Consider the following 15,247-nt stretch of genomic DNA (forward strand, 5'->3'; position numbering starts at 1 on the left):
CGCGAAAGGTAGACGTTATAGATTTGTCTGTAAGACTTTAGGAATGGTGCTAAATTCTTGCTGAACCCAAATTAGCGTCGGGAATATCCACCCGAAGAACCTTTCTCTTCACGCGGTTTCGCTTTATTGACGGTCAAATCGCGCCCCATCCACTCTGCTCCATTGAGCGCTTCGATCGCAGCTTCCTCTTCTGCCTCAGTCGCCATTTCAACAAACGCAAAGCCTCGAACCCGTCCAGTCTCCCGCTCAGTCGGTAATTGAACTCGCTTGACCGTTCCATGCTCAGCAAAGATTTCGCTGAGATTGTCTTGCACCACTTCGTAAGAAAGATTGCCAACATAGATCGACATAAAAAAGCTCCAGAATCACAACAATGTAGAGAGATTTAGGTTCGGAGCAACACTTACAGAAAAATAAGAAATTACAACAATCAAAAATATCGCTTCAGCCTTCAGCCTAACACAGCTTTAAAGAGTTCAACGATCACGCGGGGCAACAGAGAAACCAGGACTTTATCGGTCTAGTGAGATCGCGACTTCAAGCACAACATTCAGAAATGCCTCTAAAGGTACAGAGCCAATCGGAACACTAGCTGTACTGTGAGAGATAGAAGTTCATTAAGAAGTGTAACAATGCAATCGAACAAAGCGACTAACTTACCTCCTGTTGCCACCGAATACAATGGTGTCGATCGCAATGCTTTTCTTTTCGGCTTCAATCCCCAAGCGGAACTCTGGAATGGACGTTTGGCGATGATTGGATTTGCTGCTTATCTATTGTGGGACTTAGCAGGCTTTAGTGTTCTGCGGAACGTTTTGCATTTGATCAAGTAAACTCGGCATTGTCAAATTAACGAAGCTTTGTTGCATGAATCCAAAAAGGGTAGGAATAGTCCTTACGATCGCCAATCCTAAGCATCAATTTGATGGCGTTGCACAATAGTGGGATGAAAAGGATAATGAGGGAATGAATTGTCCTCATTGTTCTTCTACAACGTTCACAAAAAATGGGCATCGTCGCGGCAAACAGAACAGCAGGTTTCAAGCAAGCGACTTCTCGCCAATCTTGAAATCATTGACAGAGTAGTTCGCGATATCGGGGTGCAGCGAGTTGATGTTGTTTCGGGTGGAAGTGTCCTCGAATCGGTTCAAACGCAGATAGAAATCGTTGCGCTTGCCCTGGGGATTTGAATCGCCTCATTTGCCTTTCTCTGACTCGTGTGGGTTGATGCGAGTTCTCCGCCCGATTATTCAATCCCTTGTGTTGTCGATGCTCCACGCTCGGCATCACTCGTTTCTTTGCGGCTTCGTAACTCTTCAATTTGTCGGTGACCATCACCCGTGGCACAAAGCCTTGTTTCTTCAGCAGTTTACGGAAGAATCGTTTGGCTGCCTCTGTATCCCGATGTCGTTGCAGCAGGACATCTAGCACGTTCCCCTCACTGTCTACTGCCCGCCATAGATAGTATTGCTGTTTCTTGATTGTCACCACCAGCTCGTCGAGATGCCACTTGTCGGTGATGTAGGGACGCTTGCGCCGCACCTGATTGGCGTATTGCTGCCCGAACTTTTGACACCACTCCCGAATCGTTTCCTAAGTTACCTCAATGCCCCGATAGAGCATCATTTTCTCGATGTCCCGGTAGCTCAAAGGAAAAGTGTAATACAGCCACACACAGTAGCTAATAATTTCGCCAGGAAATCGATGACGAGAGTAGACCTCTTGCGTGAATCGGGGAGCGTATCGTAGAAATAGGTCAAGGAGGAGAGACTGATGACCTATGAACAGCTAAAGCACTTGAAGCCGAGCGCCTTTAAGCGCAGATGCGGTGTGCATCCTGAGACTTTCCAGGAGATGGTGGAGGTACTGCGACCCGACCTTGACCGACGCGGCAAACGCGGTGGACAGGCAAAGTTGAGCGTCGAAGATCAGCTTCTCGTTGTCCTAAAATATTGGCGGGAATACCGGACGCAATTCCATATTGGGAGCAGTTGGGGCTTGAGTGAGTCGGCAGTCTGTCGGCTGATTCAACGGGTGGAATCGCTCCTGCTCACATCGGGCAAGTTTCACTTACCTGGCAAGAAACAACTGCATCAGGAAGCCTAGACCTGGCAAGTGCTGGTCGTGGATGTGACCGAAAGCCAGATCGAGCGTCCGAAAAAAAACAAAGAGCTTACTACGATGGCAAAAAGCGACGGCACACGCTGAAAGCGCAAGTCGTGGTCAACCAAACCAGCGGAGAGATTATCTGTACCGCTTTTGGCAAAGGGCGCACCCATGATTTTCGCTTGTTCAAACAGCACCGCATTCCGATGTTACCCGAACAGTTGTGTTTAGCTGACAAAGGCTATCAAGGACTGGCAAAATTGCATTTCTACAGTTGTACACCAACAAAGAAACTGGCAAAAGCAAAGCTTGACCCCAGTGAGCGGCAATACAACCAGATGCTGGCAAGTCTCCGCATTGTGGCAGAACACACCAACCGTCGATTAAAAGTCTGGCGAATCCTAGCAGAGCGATATCGAAATCGCAGGCGACGATTTGGGCTCCGTTTCAACTTGATTGCCGCGATTGTGAATCTTGAACTTACACTAGGTTCATGATTCACGCAAGAGGTCTAGTACATAGGCAGACAACGTTGAATCAGTACGATTATTCTACACTTCGGTTAACCTGACAGTACCTACGGGATATATTGCTTCAACGCAAGACTGTATCTCTACCATTTATGCAGATAGAAGTAAGGCATCCTAAATTGAACAGTGTCAGAATTTACAAGTATTAAGTAACCCGAGTCTCCAATGAAGGCGCATCGATCATTTAAGATAATCGCTAGCGATTATCGATCTCTGGTTAACTATCTCAACGATCGCTTTCACTAAGTTCTCCGGATCTACAGGTTTAGAAATATGCCGCTGAAATCCAGAAGAAAGTGCCTGCTGACGATCGTACTCTCCAGCATAGGCAGTCAGAGCAATTGCTGGTATCCCTCCTCCTGCTTCGGGAGATCGTTCTCGAATCTGTCGCATCAGTGTATAGCCATCCATTTCTGGCATGCCAATATCCGAGAGTAAAACATCAGGAACAGAGTGAGCCAGCGTTAACAATGCGTCTGCTGCGGAACTGGCAACTGTTACCTGGGCACCGTGCTGCTCTAGGATGAATTCTGTCAAATTGCGCATGTCAGCTTCATCGTCCACAACGAGAATGTGCAGCCCGGTTAAATCCTCAATTTGAATTCGCGATTCTCTGGCTGTAGAGCTTTCTGTTGCAACAGTGGCAATGGGTAAGCGAACGGTGAATGTTGCTCCCAATCCTTCTCCTGGACTGTCTGCCTGAATTGTTCCACCATGCAGTTCCACAATTTGACGCGAGATCGCAAGTCCTAATCCCAATCCCCCAAACTGACGAGTCGTGCTGCTATCCGCTTGGCGGAAGTATTCAAACACATGGGGTAGAAAGTCTGGATGGATTCCTCTGCCTGTGTCAATCACCTGAATGTAAACGTGCTGGTCGAACTCCTCCATCTGAATGATGACTTGTCCTTCATTCGGTGTGAATTTGATTGCATTTGAGAGTAGATTCCACAGAACTTGTTGCAATCGATTGGCATCTCCCAATACAGATTTCGGGTATTCTTGCAACCGAGTTTGAATCTGAATAGATTTGGCAGAAGCAGCAAGTTGTACGGTTTCGATCGCGCTGTGAATGACAGTGATTAAGTTGACTGGCACAATGTTGAAACTGAGTTTTCCCCGTAACATCCGAGAGATATCTAGCAAGTCTTCAATTAGCTGTGCCTGAAGCTTGGCGTTACGTTCAATGGTTGCTAATGCTTGATCAACCTTATCAGTTTTTAGCTGTCCGGCTCGTAGAATTCTTGTCCAGCCCAAAATCGGATTAAGGGGCGATCGTAGTTCGTGAGAGAGCACGGCTAAAAACTCATCTTTCACCCGGTTTGCTTGTTCTGCTTCGGCTCTTGAGGTGCGTTCTGCCTCATACAACTGGGCGCGGGAAACGGCTTGGGCACACTGACGACTGAGGGCGAGAATAAACTCACGATCCTCCTGGCTCAGGTGCTTGAACTCGTTAAAGCTTATTAACATTCCGCCGATTGACTTGCCTTCAACCACCAAAGGAAGTGCCATCCAGGATTGAAAATCATACCGACTGTAAATCTCAGCTAGATGGGGATAGCGAGCAATGCGCTCTAACAACGTTTCTACCCAAACTGGCTGCGCGGTTCGGATGGCTTCTGCTAGGGGAACATCTGTGTTGATCGAAAACTTGCGCCAAGACTTTACTAAGTCTGCTTGATAGCCGATCGATTTCACAATCTCAAGTTCTGTCCTATCCTTACTCACTAGAACTACCAGTGCCGCCGCTGCTTTTAGGACTGCCATACTCTGTTCGACGATAACCTCTATCACTTGTTCGGGTATGAGAGATTCTGAAAGTGCGGCTGTCACCCCTTGTAGACGGGCAATACGATCGGCGGCTGAGAGCGCGTCTTGCTTTGCCTGCTGAGCCATGTGATAAAGACGAGCATTATCAATGGCGATCGCTGCACGACGCGCTAAATCTTTAGCTAGATCCAGATCTTCCATGCTGTACTGGCGATTTGATTCGGCAAAAACAAAGGAAAGGCTGCCAAGCACTCGTCCACGAGCTTGCAACGGCGTTATAATGCAAGACTTCAAGCCTAATTCTCGTATGATTTTCAAATAGTCAGGAATTGGGACACTCGCTGCAAGTTGCTCATCCGTAATCTCAATCGCAATTTCACTTTGCCCAGTTTTCATCACTTGAGAGATACCATATCCATCTTCTAAGTGCCTCGGAAAGCGCTGTGCTACCTCCCATGCAAACTTAACCTTATCAGGATCAGCATGAGCAACCGCGACGCGGCTAATAGAACCGTCATGATTTAATAAATCAACACCGCACCAATCTGCGAAACAAGGAACAGCTAGGCGTGCGACACTCTGTAGCGTTTGTTCATAATCTAGCGATGATGCCAGGAGTGTGCTGGCTTCCGCGAGAAAGGTCGATCGCCGCAAATCTGCTTCTGCCTCTAAACGGGCAGTTTGCTCCTGTATCTGCCGCCGCAACAACTGAACTCGTTCGATTTCTATTTGCTTGCGTTCTGTAATGTCCTTATTAATTCCAATGAGAAACAGAGGATTCCCTGCTTTGTCATACACCGTTTTGGCTGTGGTTTCGATCGGGACTTCTGAGCCATCCTTTCGCAAACAGGGAATTTCACCATGAAATTCGCCAGTTTCTTGAATCGACTGAATAATTTGAGCGGTCATCGCCGCTTTAACATCGGGGCGGTGAATGAAATTGACAGGCTGACCAACCGCCTCCGCAGCCGTATAGCCAAAAACCTGCTCCGCATTCCCAAGCCAGCGTTGAATCTTTCCCTCTAAGTCAGTTAATAGAATTGCGTCAGGCATTTGTTGTAGAGCAATCTCCGAAATCAGACGCTCTGCCTCAGCTTCTTTGCGATCGGTGATATCGAAAAAGGAACAAACCACTGCATAAGGAGTTGCATCATTGGCTTGAAATAGCGGACGGGTATTGATCGAAATCCAGGTCAGTGTGCCATCGGGCTTGCGAATTCCCATGATTACGTTAGACTGAGGCTCTCCAGTTCGCAGCGTGATCATCGCTGGATGCAGTTCCCCTGGAAACGGAGAACCATCTTCATAGATCGCACACCAGCGCAGATCAAGGGAGGAACGCCCCATCATTTGATCGGCAGTTAGCCCTAAGATTCTTTCAGCGCTGGCATTGCAGGTCGTGATCCTACCGTCCCTGTGCTGAAACACGATTCCTTCGGCTGCTGTTTCAATCACCGAACGATAGCGTTCTTCTGATTCTCGCAGAATCGCATCTGCTTGCTTACGCTCTGTAATGTCGCTGATGGCAGCAATTACATTGGTTATGCTTCCGTCTGCATTGAGTAATGGAGAAGCGTTGATCGATAAGATAATTTTCGTGCCATCGGAATGAGCGACCGCGTGTTCAACTTGATAAATCGGCTTCCCGGTTTGCATCACCTGCACAAACGGCAAATCTTCTTCGGGAAAGGGTTGTCCATCTACCGTTGTAATTGACCAAGACGGGTCATTGTACGTCCGTTCAGTCAGGTTACTACGAGTGAGTCTTAAAATCTGTTCTGCGGTGGGATTGGCACTAACAATCTGTCCCAGCTGGTCAAGAATGACAATTCCATCTGGAATCGTCTGAAAAATGCTAGTTAATTGAGCTTCCCTTTCCCGTAAAGCCTCTTCAATCTGTTCCTTTCGCAAGGTCACTTCGATTTCCTTGCGTTCAGTAATGTCCTGGAAATAAGCAAAAACATTTCCCGTAGCAGGCAGGAGACGTACTGCAAACCAACGATTCAACACCGCATAAAATGCTTCAAATTCAACAGCCTGTTGCTCGACCATCGCCTGGTGGAAGTGCTGATAGAGTGGAGAAAGGGCATCAACTCGAAAAACATCCCACACCGCTTTACCGAGCAGGTGGGAGCGTTCAACTCCCAATATCTGTTCTGCTTTGCGGTTGAGATAGGTGCAGCACCCCATTGAGTCCAGCACAAAAAATGCCTCTATCATGTTCTCCACAACAACAGCAAATTGTGCCTCAGCCATCTGAAATGGCATCTGTGCTAATGATGCCAGAGGCTGGGGAAGATCACCGTTTAGATTAGCCAAGTTGAGTTCCATGAGTGCTTCTATCGATTCAATACAAGAAATTATTTAACAAACGCCTAATCAACGAACGACTAAGCTAGCGATCGCTGAAATGAGATGATCCGGTTCAACTGGTTTTGAGAGATGTTTTTGAAACCCGGCGGCTAGAGCTTGTTGCTGATTCATTTCTCCGGCAAAAGCAGTGAGCGCGATCGCTGGGATAGATCCGCCCTGCTCTGGCGACAAGGCTCGAATCTGACGAATCAGCATATACCCATCGGTGTCTGGCATTCCAATATCACTGAGTAAGAGATTGGGTTGAGACTGCATTAATGTTGCCAATGCTGCAGTTGCTGAAGCGGTTATTATAACCCTCGCGCCTGCTTGCTCTAGGACAAAGGCAACAAACTCACGAGTATCCACGTCGTCATCCACAACCAGAATCTGAAGCCCGTTAAGGTTGTTAGATTCCAAGGGTTGAATCTCTTCATCCACTATGGATTGAGTAGACATCAGCGGGAGTCTCACCGTAAAAGTTGCACCTAGCCCTTCCCCTGGACTTTCTGCTTGGACTGTACCCCCATGTAATTCAACAAGGTGACGGACGATCGCAAGTCCTAATCCTAATCCGCCAAATCGGCGAGTCGTGCTGCTATCCGCCTGACGAAAATACTCAAACACATGAGGCAAGAAATCTGGGCGAATCCCCTGCCCGTTGTCGCTAACCTGAATCTGAGCGTAGGCTTCGACCCGCGTGAGTCGAACTTCGATACGACCACCAGACGGTGTGAACTTGATCGCATTCGAGAGCAAATTCCACACGACTTGTTGTAGACGATTGGCATCGCCGTTAACTTGCCCAACCTTCGAGTTCAAAATTGTCTGAATTTGAATGCCTTTTGCTTCAGCGGATAATTGCACTGTTTCGAGGGCGGCTTCGATCGTAGTCACTAAGTTCCCAGGAAAAGAATTCAATCTCAGTTTGCCTTGCAGAATCCGAGAGACATCGAGCAAGTCTTCAATTAGTTGAGCCTGAAGTTTGGCATTGCGCTCGATTGTTTCTAGAGCGCGATCGGCAGCTTGTGGCTCAAAGGGGCGGGTACGTAAAAGCCGTGTCCAACCTAAAATCGGATTGAGGGGGGTTCTTAATTCATGAGACAGCACTGCGAGGAATTCATCTTTAATGCGGTTCGCGGCTTCTGCCTGCTCACGGGCAATCTGTTCTCGCCTCAGTAGTTGTTCACGTTCTACCTCTATGGCTTTGCGCTCTGTCACATCAATGGTCGCGCCTAGCATTCGCACTGGACTGCCTTGTTGGTCAAAAATCACGCCTCCTTTAGTAGAGAGCCAGCGAATTTCACCAGTGGGATGGACAGCCCGAAGTTCAATTTCATAGCCTGATCGATCCTTTAGAGCCTGCTGGATAGCTTCTGACACTTTTGCCTGATCCTCAGGATGAATTAGTTCAGCAAAATCCTCGACTTTGCCGCTAAAGGTTTCGGGCGCTAAGCCATGAAAGTGATAAATTTGTTCCGACCACGTGATGTGATTATTCGCAATATCCCAATCCCAAATCCCTGATTGACCCACTAATAACGCTAAACGTAGCCGTTCTTCGCTCTGGCGTAAGGATTCTTCTGCCCGTTTGTACTCCGTTACGTCAGTAGCTACGGCAAGCACTGTTGTGATCTGTTCTTCTTGTACTAATTCAGGCACAAAGCGAGCTTGATACAACCGCATTTCGCCATTGGGATTGGGAAACTCATATTTAATCGAGGAACTCTGTCCCGTTTCAAAGACCTGCTGTAGAGTGGCGTACCAGAATTGCGATCGCTCGTCTGTAAATCCCAGTTCAACGCCTGTTTTGCCAATAAACTGTTCTGGTGGGATACCCAATGCCCGATCAATGCTGGGGTTGATATAGAGATAGCGGAGGTCACGATCGTAGCGAACGATGATATCCGGTGTATTCTCAACGACCGCACGGAACATCTGTTCACTCTCTCGTAATTCGTCTTCAACCTGTTTGCGATCGGTAATATCGTGAACTGTACCTACAACCTGATAGGCTCGTCCATCTGGCAACCGAGACGAAACCGTGTTACGGCTCCATAGGCAACGCCACTCACCGTTAGCATGACGCATCCGGTACTCATGATCAAAAACCTCACCATCTTGTGCCCGATTCAGCCGTTCGATCTGAGTTCCAAGGTTTGCAAAATCTTCAGGATGCATCAGTTGGGGAAAGAGCTGATCGCCGAATATCTGAATTTGTTCGGGTGTATAGCCTAGCAGTTCCCCAATTTGGCGATTGACATAGACATTGCGCTGCTCCAGCATGTCATAGACATAGAGCGTTCCCGGTATTGCATCGGCAATCTGCTGAATGAACCGTTGGCTTTCTTGAAGTTGTAACTCAGCGCGTTTACGTTCGTCTTCGACGCGCACGCGTTCGCTAATGTCAGTTGTGCTACCGATAAGGCGCGTGGGGTTGCCGTCAGCATCTCGCTCTACAACTAAGCACTGATCCAGAACATAAACATACTGATTCGACTTATTGAGGACTCGATATTCAGCAGTAAAGTAATCATCCTTCGTCACCGCAACGGAGGCTCGCTCCTGAATGGATAGTAAATCATCCGGATGAACGCGATCGCGCCACCAAGCTCCAGTTGGCTCCGCTTCTTCTAGGGAATGACCTAAAATTCGGGTTAATCCATCTGTTCGCTCGACTCGATCCAGTTCAATATCCCAGTCATAAATCAAGCAATTGACTGCCTTTGCTGCGAGTTGAAAGCGTTCATTAGCCGCTCTTAAATGTTCTTCACTCCCCCGGAGTGCCGCTTCAGTTTGCTTTCGCTCTATTCTTTCTTGGCTAAGTTGCTGCTGGAGTTGCTGAAGTTCCTGCTGACATTGGCTGTGAGACTGCTCCAGATCTAATAGGCGTTGGCGAAGTGCGTTTACCTCGTCGAGATACGGATTCGTATGGGTGCCAGGGTTGTTCATTGTATCTGGGAGTTTCAGGAGATTGAGTAATAGAGCAGAAAAGCGTAAAAAATATCTGAATTCACTAGGTCTGATGCAGTAACTCAGCGATCGCTTGCACTAACGCCTCTGGATTAACTGGCTTGGAAAGATGCCACTGAAACCCAGCCGCTAAGGCTTGCCGTTGATTCACATCACCGGCATAAGCCGTTAGTGCAATCGCTGGAATTTCTCCACCCTGTTCAGGGGGCAATTCTCGAACGCACTGTATCAGAGTATAACCATCTACTTCAGGCATCCCAATATCGGCAACAATCAAGTGTGGGTTTGATTGCTGGACCCTCTCTAGCGCCTCGGTTGCCCGAGATACAGAAATTACCGTCGCTCCTGCCTCCTCTAAGATAAATTGAACGAGTTCAAGATTATCCACTTCATCATCAACCACTAGAACTTGGACACCTTGCAAATCCGTATCGCTCATCGGTACGGTCTCCTCTGAGGTTGAAGGGAATGTTGGCATCAGGGGAAGCGTCACGGTAAACGTTGCCCCTTGTCCTTCGCCGGGGCTTTCTGCTTTGACTTGACCGCCATGTAACTCCACGAGATGACGCACGATCGCCAGTCCCAAGCCCAAGCCGCCAAATTTCCGGGTGCTTGCACCATCCCCCTGTCGAAAATAATCAAATACGTAGGGTAGGAAATGAGCAGGAATACCTTTACCGTTATCGCGAACGGTAATTTCAGCATGATTGTTTGCCGCTGCTAGTATCACCTCGACTCGACCGCCTGTGGGCGTGAACTTCACTGCGTTGGACAGCAAATTCCAAACAACTTGCTGGAGGCGAGTTGAATCGCCCAAAACGTGCCCAACTTCAGTCTCTAGATTCGCCTCGATCGTGATCGATTTCGCTTCTGCGGCGAGTTGCACCGTCTCGATCGCGGCTCGGATCGTCGATGCTAAGGGAATTGGATGCACGCTCAGACTCAGTTTTCCTTGCAGAATTCGGGAAACATCCAGTAAATCTTCAATGAGTTCCGATTGCAGCTTGGCATTGCGCTCGATCGTCGTAATCGCCTGGACGGTTCTAGTTGCATCCAGATTGCCAGTTTTCAATAGCTTTGCCCAACCGAGAATGGGATTCAAGGGCGATCTCAGCTCGTGGGACAAGACGGCGAGAAATTCATCTTTCAGGCGATTCGCTGTTTCCGCTTGTTCTCGTGCTATTTTTTCGCGTCCCAGTAATCGTTCTCGCTCTTGTTCCGCTTGTTTTCGCTCTGTAATATTTTCAGCAAAAATGATGATGCCACCAATCTCGTTTTCACGGACGTACCAGGGCAGAATTTCCCAATGCAACCAAATGCCAGAGTTATCGTGACGGGGATAGTAATCTTCTTCACACCGTTCGGCTGCTCCAGCAAGACAGCGTAGATGCACCTGCCGCCACTGATCGGGAATATCAGGTATCACTTCATAGTGAGAAAGCCCTTCTAAATTCGTGTAGTCTGGGGCGTATTCTTGCATCCAGCAGCGGCTTGCAGAGATATAATGCATCTGTCGATCGAGCATGGCAACCGCAGCTGGAGTGTGTTCAATAAACATCTGCAGCGTTTGATTCGTTGCCTGTTCGCGAGCTAAGAATTGTTCACGTTCTTGTTCTGCCCGTTTACGCTCAGTAATATCCTGCACAACGCCCAGCATTCCAAGAAGCCCTGAAGTATCATATTGAGCACGTCCTTTGGCAGCGATCCATCGCTGTGTTCCATCAGCAATAATTACTCGGTACTCAATGTCATAGTCAATGCGTTCGCTGATTGCCTGTTCGACAGCAATCCTTGCTTTTTCCTGGTCTTCTTCGTGCAGCCGTTGTCGCAACTGTGTCCAAGTTAAATTTGCGCCAGGTTGAACGTCGAAGATTTCGCACGCCTGTTGGGAGAAAGTAACGCGATCGGTTGACGCATCCCAACTCCAGTCCCCCATCTTAGCGGCAGTCAGAGCAAGACTAAGCCGCTCTGCACTGGCTCGGAGTGATTCTTCAAACTGCTTGCGTTCCGTAATATCGAGCGTGACCCCAACCAGGCGAATTGGATTGCCGTTGTCATCGTAAATTAAACCGCCTCGTGCAATGAGCCAATGTAAACTCCCGTCTGGGTAGAAACATCGTTCTTCAACTTCATAATCCGTGCGCTCCTCGATTGATCTCTGGATTGCGGCTTGAACACGATCGCGATCCTCTGGGTGCAGTGCAGCAAATAAGGTTTCATGAGTAAATTCAGCATCAGCAGGTAGTCCAAAGTTCGCTTTGCACTGATCAGAACAGGTAAGGACATGGGTCATCAAGTCATGCTGCCAGGAGCCGAGCTTTGCCGTACGAAGGGCAATCTTCAGATGTTGCTCACGCTCTTGAAGGGTAGCTTCAATGCGTTTCTGCTCAGAAATATCGACAGCAACCCCACCCAGTAGTTTTCCTTCAATCTGATGATTGATCGGAAACTTGTATACCAGATAGTCTCCAGTACTTCCGTCAAGGCGAGGAGCACGCTCAATCGTCTCAATCGCCGCTCCAGTTTCAAACACGCGCTGATTATTCTGTAAGAATTGTTCGGCTATTTCCGCCGGAAAGATTTCCGAGATGTGTTTTCCGACTGCATCTTCAGGGCAAGAAAAGAGTTTGAAGTAGGTGGGATTTAAGTAGAGCAATCGTCCTGATTGATCAGCAATCCAGGATGCTGCAGGATTGTGGTTCATAAATGCTTGAAACCGCAATTCACTCTCTCGCAGGGCGGCTTCTTTTTGCTTTCGTTGAGTAATGTCGATCGTCAGAATCGTAATATTTGTGTCACACGGGCAAACTCGCAACTCAAACCAGCGTTGCCACTTCGAGCAAAAATACTCTAGTTGAACAGGTGTTTGCTCTGTCCTCGATCGCTGAAATTGTTGCTGAATTTCAAGGGTTGCCCATTCAGGACAAATATCCCAAATAATTTTGCCGACTGTATCTTCTTTTCGAACTCCAAACCATTCGGTTTGTTGGCGATTCAGGTTGGTTAAACACCACTCCTGATCAAGAACAGCGATGCCATCAGAAAGGCATTCCCAAATGCTTTTCTCACCCATTGCCAGACTTGTTGCCTCTAAACTGCTCATCGCTGTTCTCACCCCCGGTTTACTAATGCTGCGGTTTCTTCAGAGTTGTAAAAAGTGCTAACTGCCCTCACAAGTTCTTCTTGCTCAACTGGCTTAGTCATATGCCGTTGAAATCCTGCTTGTAGGGCTTGTTGCTGATCAATTTCTCCCGCATAAGCGGTCAAGGCGATCCACGACTGACACAATTTAGAGATTCGCTATGTAATTTGCACCATCATTAGAGTCCAGGGGCAAAGTAATGGTCTAAAAGCTGCTGACTCCGTTCACGTATCTCCCCAGTTTCAGATTGGTTGATCTCACTGAGAACGGCGTAGATTTGTTTGAGAGCTAGGGTAGACGGCTGCATTCGTCCGTTTTCCCATCGATTAATCGTGCCGTAGGCAACGCCCAAGACTCTACCAAGCTCTTCCTGTGTTAGCGCGGTTAGTTGTCGCAATTCTCGAATCAAGCGACTAACGTCAGGCTGCTCCAGCCTGGGAGTCTTTGGTAGCAGAACCGTGTGAACAGTGGCTTTCATATCTATAAACGGGTTTAACGGAAAATCGGTATAACGAACGTTACAGGCAGATTATCTACCGATTTAGTAGGACTCGTTTTCTACCTTAAGGTGGAAGAGGTTACCGATTGACTAAACTGAGCTCTGGGTAATTTCTGTTTTTATTCATACTTTCGATTTAATCTACCTGTAGATTGATGATTTGATATCGCTTTTAAGTTTTCCAAACTATGCTTCTGCGCTTCCGCATATTAGGAGGATGTCAGCTAAGCACGAGCAATCCTAATAGGAGGCTGCTCAGAGAGCAGTCAGCTTCAAGCTGCACAGATGCAAGAGCAACTACTGTGCTTTGATCAGCACTAGAGTTGTTGGGGAATAACTTAATTTCAAAGTAGAATTCCGACGGTTGCTGTGTTTTGCTATCTGCTCGGGCTGCTTTCAAACGGAAGGTACGCACAGAGCAGCTTTAAGCAGTGATGAATTCAGGAAGAAAATCATGATGTAAAAATTACAAGGAACATAGAATTCAGGGAATACCAGCCTTGAGAACACAGCAAATGATTTCAAATGGGTTCTATAGACGCCTTGATGCCGGGAAGCGCCTTTAATTCTTAAATCCATCTTAACAATAGTCTGGACAGAATTTTGACAAGAAAGCTACCCATCGCTTAGGGTGCGAATAATCACAAACCCACCGATGGATAGCTATGGAAGCCATTGTACAAAGCCTGCTTGTCAAAGCGGGCAATTTCGCAAACCGCAAACGAAATTCTTAGTAGACTTTATTCACAACGATGTTGCTGGTGTGTGGCAAAGCCAACTTCACGAACCTGAGCCGCTACAGCCGTTTGAGCGAGCGGACTTACCGCCAACAGTACAGACAGGACTTCGAGTTTTCTCGATTCAATCAGGCGTTGATTGCTTAGACAAGTCGAGCAGGCGCGGCAATGGTCGCGGTGATGGACTGTTCGTTTGTGACTAAAAGTGGCAAGCTGACCTTTGGACTCGATGCGTTTTGGAATGGGTGTGCCAGTCGAGTGGAAACGGGATTGGAGGTGTCAGTCGTGGGAGCCGTCGATGTCGAAACCGAGCAGGGGTATGCGTTGTCCGCCGAGCAAGCTTATGCTCAATCAAGCTTGCCAGAGTTCAGTCGCATGGATCAATATCTCTATCATCTCGACTGTGTACGACCTCACTTGCCACCGGAAGTCGAATATCTCGCAGTCGATGGTGCTTATGCCAAAGAAGGCTTTGTCACGGGAGCGGTGGATTTGAAGTTGCACGTTATCAGCAAATTGCGATGTGATGCGAATCTTCAGTTTCTCTACACAGGTGTACAGAAGCGACGTGGTAGACCGCGCAAGTATGCAGGCAAAGTGGACCTGAGCGATTTGAGCCACTTCACTTTTGTCAAAACCGTGCAACCGGACGTTGACCTGTACACGGCAGTTGTCTGGCACGTCTCGCTCAAACGCACGATTCGAGTCGCTTATCTCGTAGATTGTCGCCATTCGACTCGTGTTCGCACTTGTCTGTTATTTTCCACCAACATCGAGCAAGATCCGATGCAGATTGTCCAGTATTACAAGCTGCGTTTCCAGATTGAATTTCTATTTCGCGATGCCAAGCAATTCACCGGGCTGGAGGATTGCCAAGCCAGGGATGCTCAAAAGTTAGCGTTTCATTTCAATGCCAGTCTCACCGCGCTCAATCTCGCCAAGTTAGACGCACTCCAGCAGCACTCAGATCCAGCCTCATCTGTCTTCTCGATAACCAGTGTGAAGCGGCGAATGTTCAATCAGCACCTCCTCGACCGATTTATTTGCAGCTTAGACCTGGAGCCAAGCCAAATTAAATCTCATCCCAACTACTCAAGCCTTTGCAATTACAGCATTATCGTCGCATAATTCTGTCCAA

At 47.9% G+C, this 15,247-nt stretch carries 9 protein-coding genes and 2 pseudogenes; 4 read left to right on the forward strand and 7 right to left on the reverse strand.

The features are described from left to right. Positions 1 to 71: 71 nt before the first annotated feature. Complete coding sequence (locus tag NC980_RS20955) at positions 72 to 350, reverse strand: RNA-binding protein (protein WP_190377414.1); 279 nt, start codon at positions 348 to 350, stop codon at positions 72 to 74. 282 nt (positions 351 to 632) lie between these two features. On the opposite strand from NC980_RS20955, the gene NC980_RS20960 reads away from it, so the two are divergent. Next, positions 633 to 833 carry a chlorophyll a/b-binding protein gene (locus NC980_RS20960; RefSeq protein WP_058994885.1) on the forward strand — a complete coding sequence of 67 codons (201 nt, stop codon included), beginning with the start codon at positions 633 to 635 and terminating at the stop codon, positions 831 to 833. A 238-nt stretch (positions 834 to 1,071) separates the two neighbouring features. Here NC980_RS20960 and NC980_RS20965 read toward each other — a convergent pair. Beyond that, positions 1,072 to 1,689 (reverse strand): annotated as a pseudogene (locus NC980_RS20965) (IS6 family transposase). Positions 1,690 to 1,773: 84 nt separating this feature from the next. Here NC980_RS20965 and NC980_RS20970 point away from each other — a divergent pair. After that, positions 1,774 to 2,603, forward strand: a pseudogene (locus tag NC980_RS20970) (IS5 family transposase). A 213-nt stretch (positions 2,604 to 2,816) separates the two neighbouring features. Here NC980_RS20970 and NC980_RS20975 read toward each other — a convergent pair. The 5 genes from NC980_RS20975 to NC980_RS20995 all read right to left on the reverse strand — a co-directional run bounded on the left by NC980_RS20975 (position 2,817) and on the right by NC980_RS20995 (position 13,351). Then, positions 2,817 to 6,737 carry a PAS domain S-box protein gene (locus NC980_RS20975; protein ID WP_190377415.1) on the reverse strand — a complete coding sequence of 1,307 codons (3,921 nt, stop codon included), beginning with the start codon at positions 6,735 to 6,737 and terminating at the stop codon, positions 2,817 to 2,819. Between the two features lie 48 nt (positions 6,738 to 6,785). Continuing rightward, positions 6,786 to 9,710: a PAS domain-containing protein gene (locus NC980_RS20980; RefSeq protein WP_190377416.1), complete on the reverse strand. Its 2,925-nt coding sequence runs from the start codon at positions 9,708 to 9,710 to the stop codon at positions 6,786 to 6,788. Positions 9,711 to 9,774: 64 nt separating this feature from the next. Beyond that, entirely contained in the window at positions 9,775 to 12,834 is a 3,060-nt protein-coding gene (locus tag NC980_RS20985) for a PAS domain S-box protein (protein ID WP_190377417.1), read from the reverse strand. 8 nt (positions 12,835 to 12,842) lie between these two features. Further along, complete coding sequence (locus NC980_RS20990) at positions 12,843 to 13,019, reverse strand: hypothetical protein (RefSeq protein ID WP_190377418.1); 177 nt, start codon at positions 13,017 to 13,019, stop codon at positions 12,843 to 12,845. Positions 13,020 to 13,051: 32 nt separating this feature from the next. Beyond that, complete coding sequence (locus NC980_RS20995; RefSeq protein WP_190377419.1) at positions 13,052 to 13,351, reverse strand: helix-turn-helix transcriptional regulator; 300 nt, start codon at positions 13,349 to 13,351, stop codon at positions 13,052 to 13,054. Positions 13,352 to 14,027: 676 nt separating this feature from the next. Between NC980_RS20995 and NC980_RS21000 the strand changes: the two genes are divergently transcribed. Both NC980_RS21000 and NC980_RS21005 read left to right on the forward strand, forming a co-directional pair. Continuing rightward, positions 14,028 to 14,312 (forward strand): hypothetical protein, encoded by a 285-nt coding sequence (locus tag NC980_RS21000; RefSeq protein ID WP_206753831.1) that lies wholly within the window; start codon positions 14,028 to 14,030, stop codon positions 14,310 to 14,312. Then, entirely contained in the window at positions 14,305 to 15,237 is a 933-nt protein-coding gene (locus NC980_RS21005) for a transposase (RefSeq protein ID WP_190377429.1), read from the forward strand. Before NC980_RS21000 ends, NC980_RS21005 begins: the two co-directional genes overlap by 8 nt. Positions 15,238 to 15,247: the final 10 nt, after the last annotated feature.

It is taken from the genome of Leptolyngbya sp. AS-A5, from assembly GCF_039962495.1.
In the GTDB taxonomy this organism is placed as follows: domain Bacteria; phylum Cyanobacteriota; class Cyanobacteriia; order Leptolyngbyales; family Leptolyngbyaceae; genus Leptolyngbya.

Coding starts and splice junctions, on each gene's coding strand:
- NC980_RS20995 (WP_190377419.1), bottom strand. CDS start 13,351: ATGAAAGCCACTGTTCACACGGTTCTGCTACCAAAGACTCCCAGGCTG.
- NC980_RS20985 (WP_190377417.1), bottom strand. CDS start 12,834: ATGAGCAGTTTAGAGGCAACAAGTCTGGCAATGGGTGAGAAAAGCATT.
- NC980_RS20955 (WP_190377414.1), bottom strand. CDS start 350: ATGTCGATCTATGTTGGCAATCTTTCTTACGAAGTGGTGCAAGACAAT.
- NC980_RS21000 (WP_206753831.1), top strand. CDS start 14,028: ATGGATAGCTATGGAAGCCATTGTACAAAGCCTGCTTGTCAAAGCGGG.
- NC980_RS20960 (WP_058994885.1), top strand. CDS start 633: ATGCAATCGAACAAAGCGACTAACTTACCTCCTGTTGCCACCGAATAC.
- NC980_RS20980 (WP_190377416.1), bottom strand. CDS start 9,710: ATGAACAACCCTGGCACCCATACGAATCCGTATCTCGACGAGGTAAAC.
- NC980_RS20975 (WP_190377415.1), bottom strand. CDS start 6,737: ATGGAACTCAACTTGGCTAATCTAAACGGTGATCTTCCCCAGCCTCTG.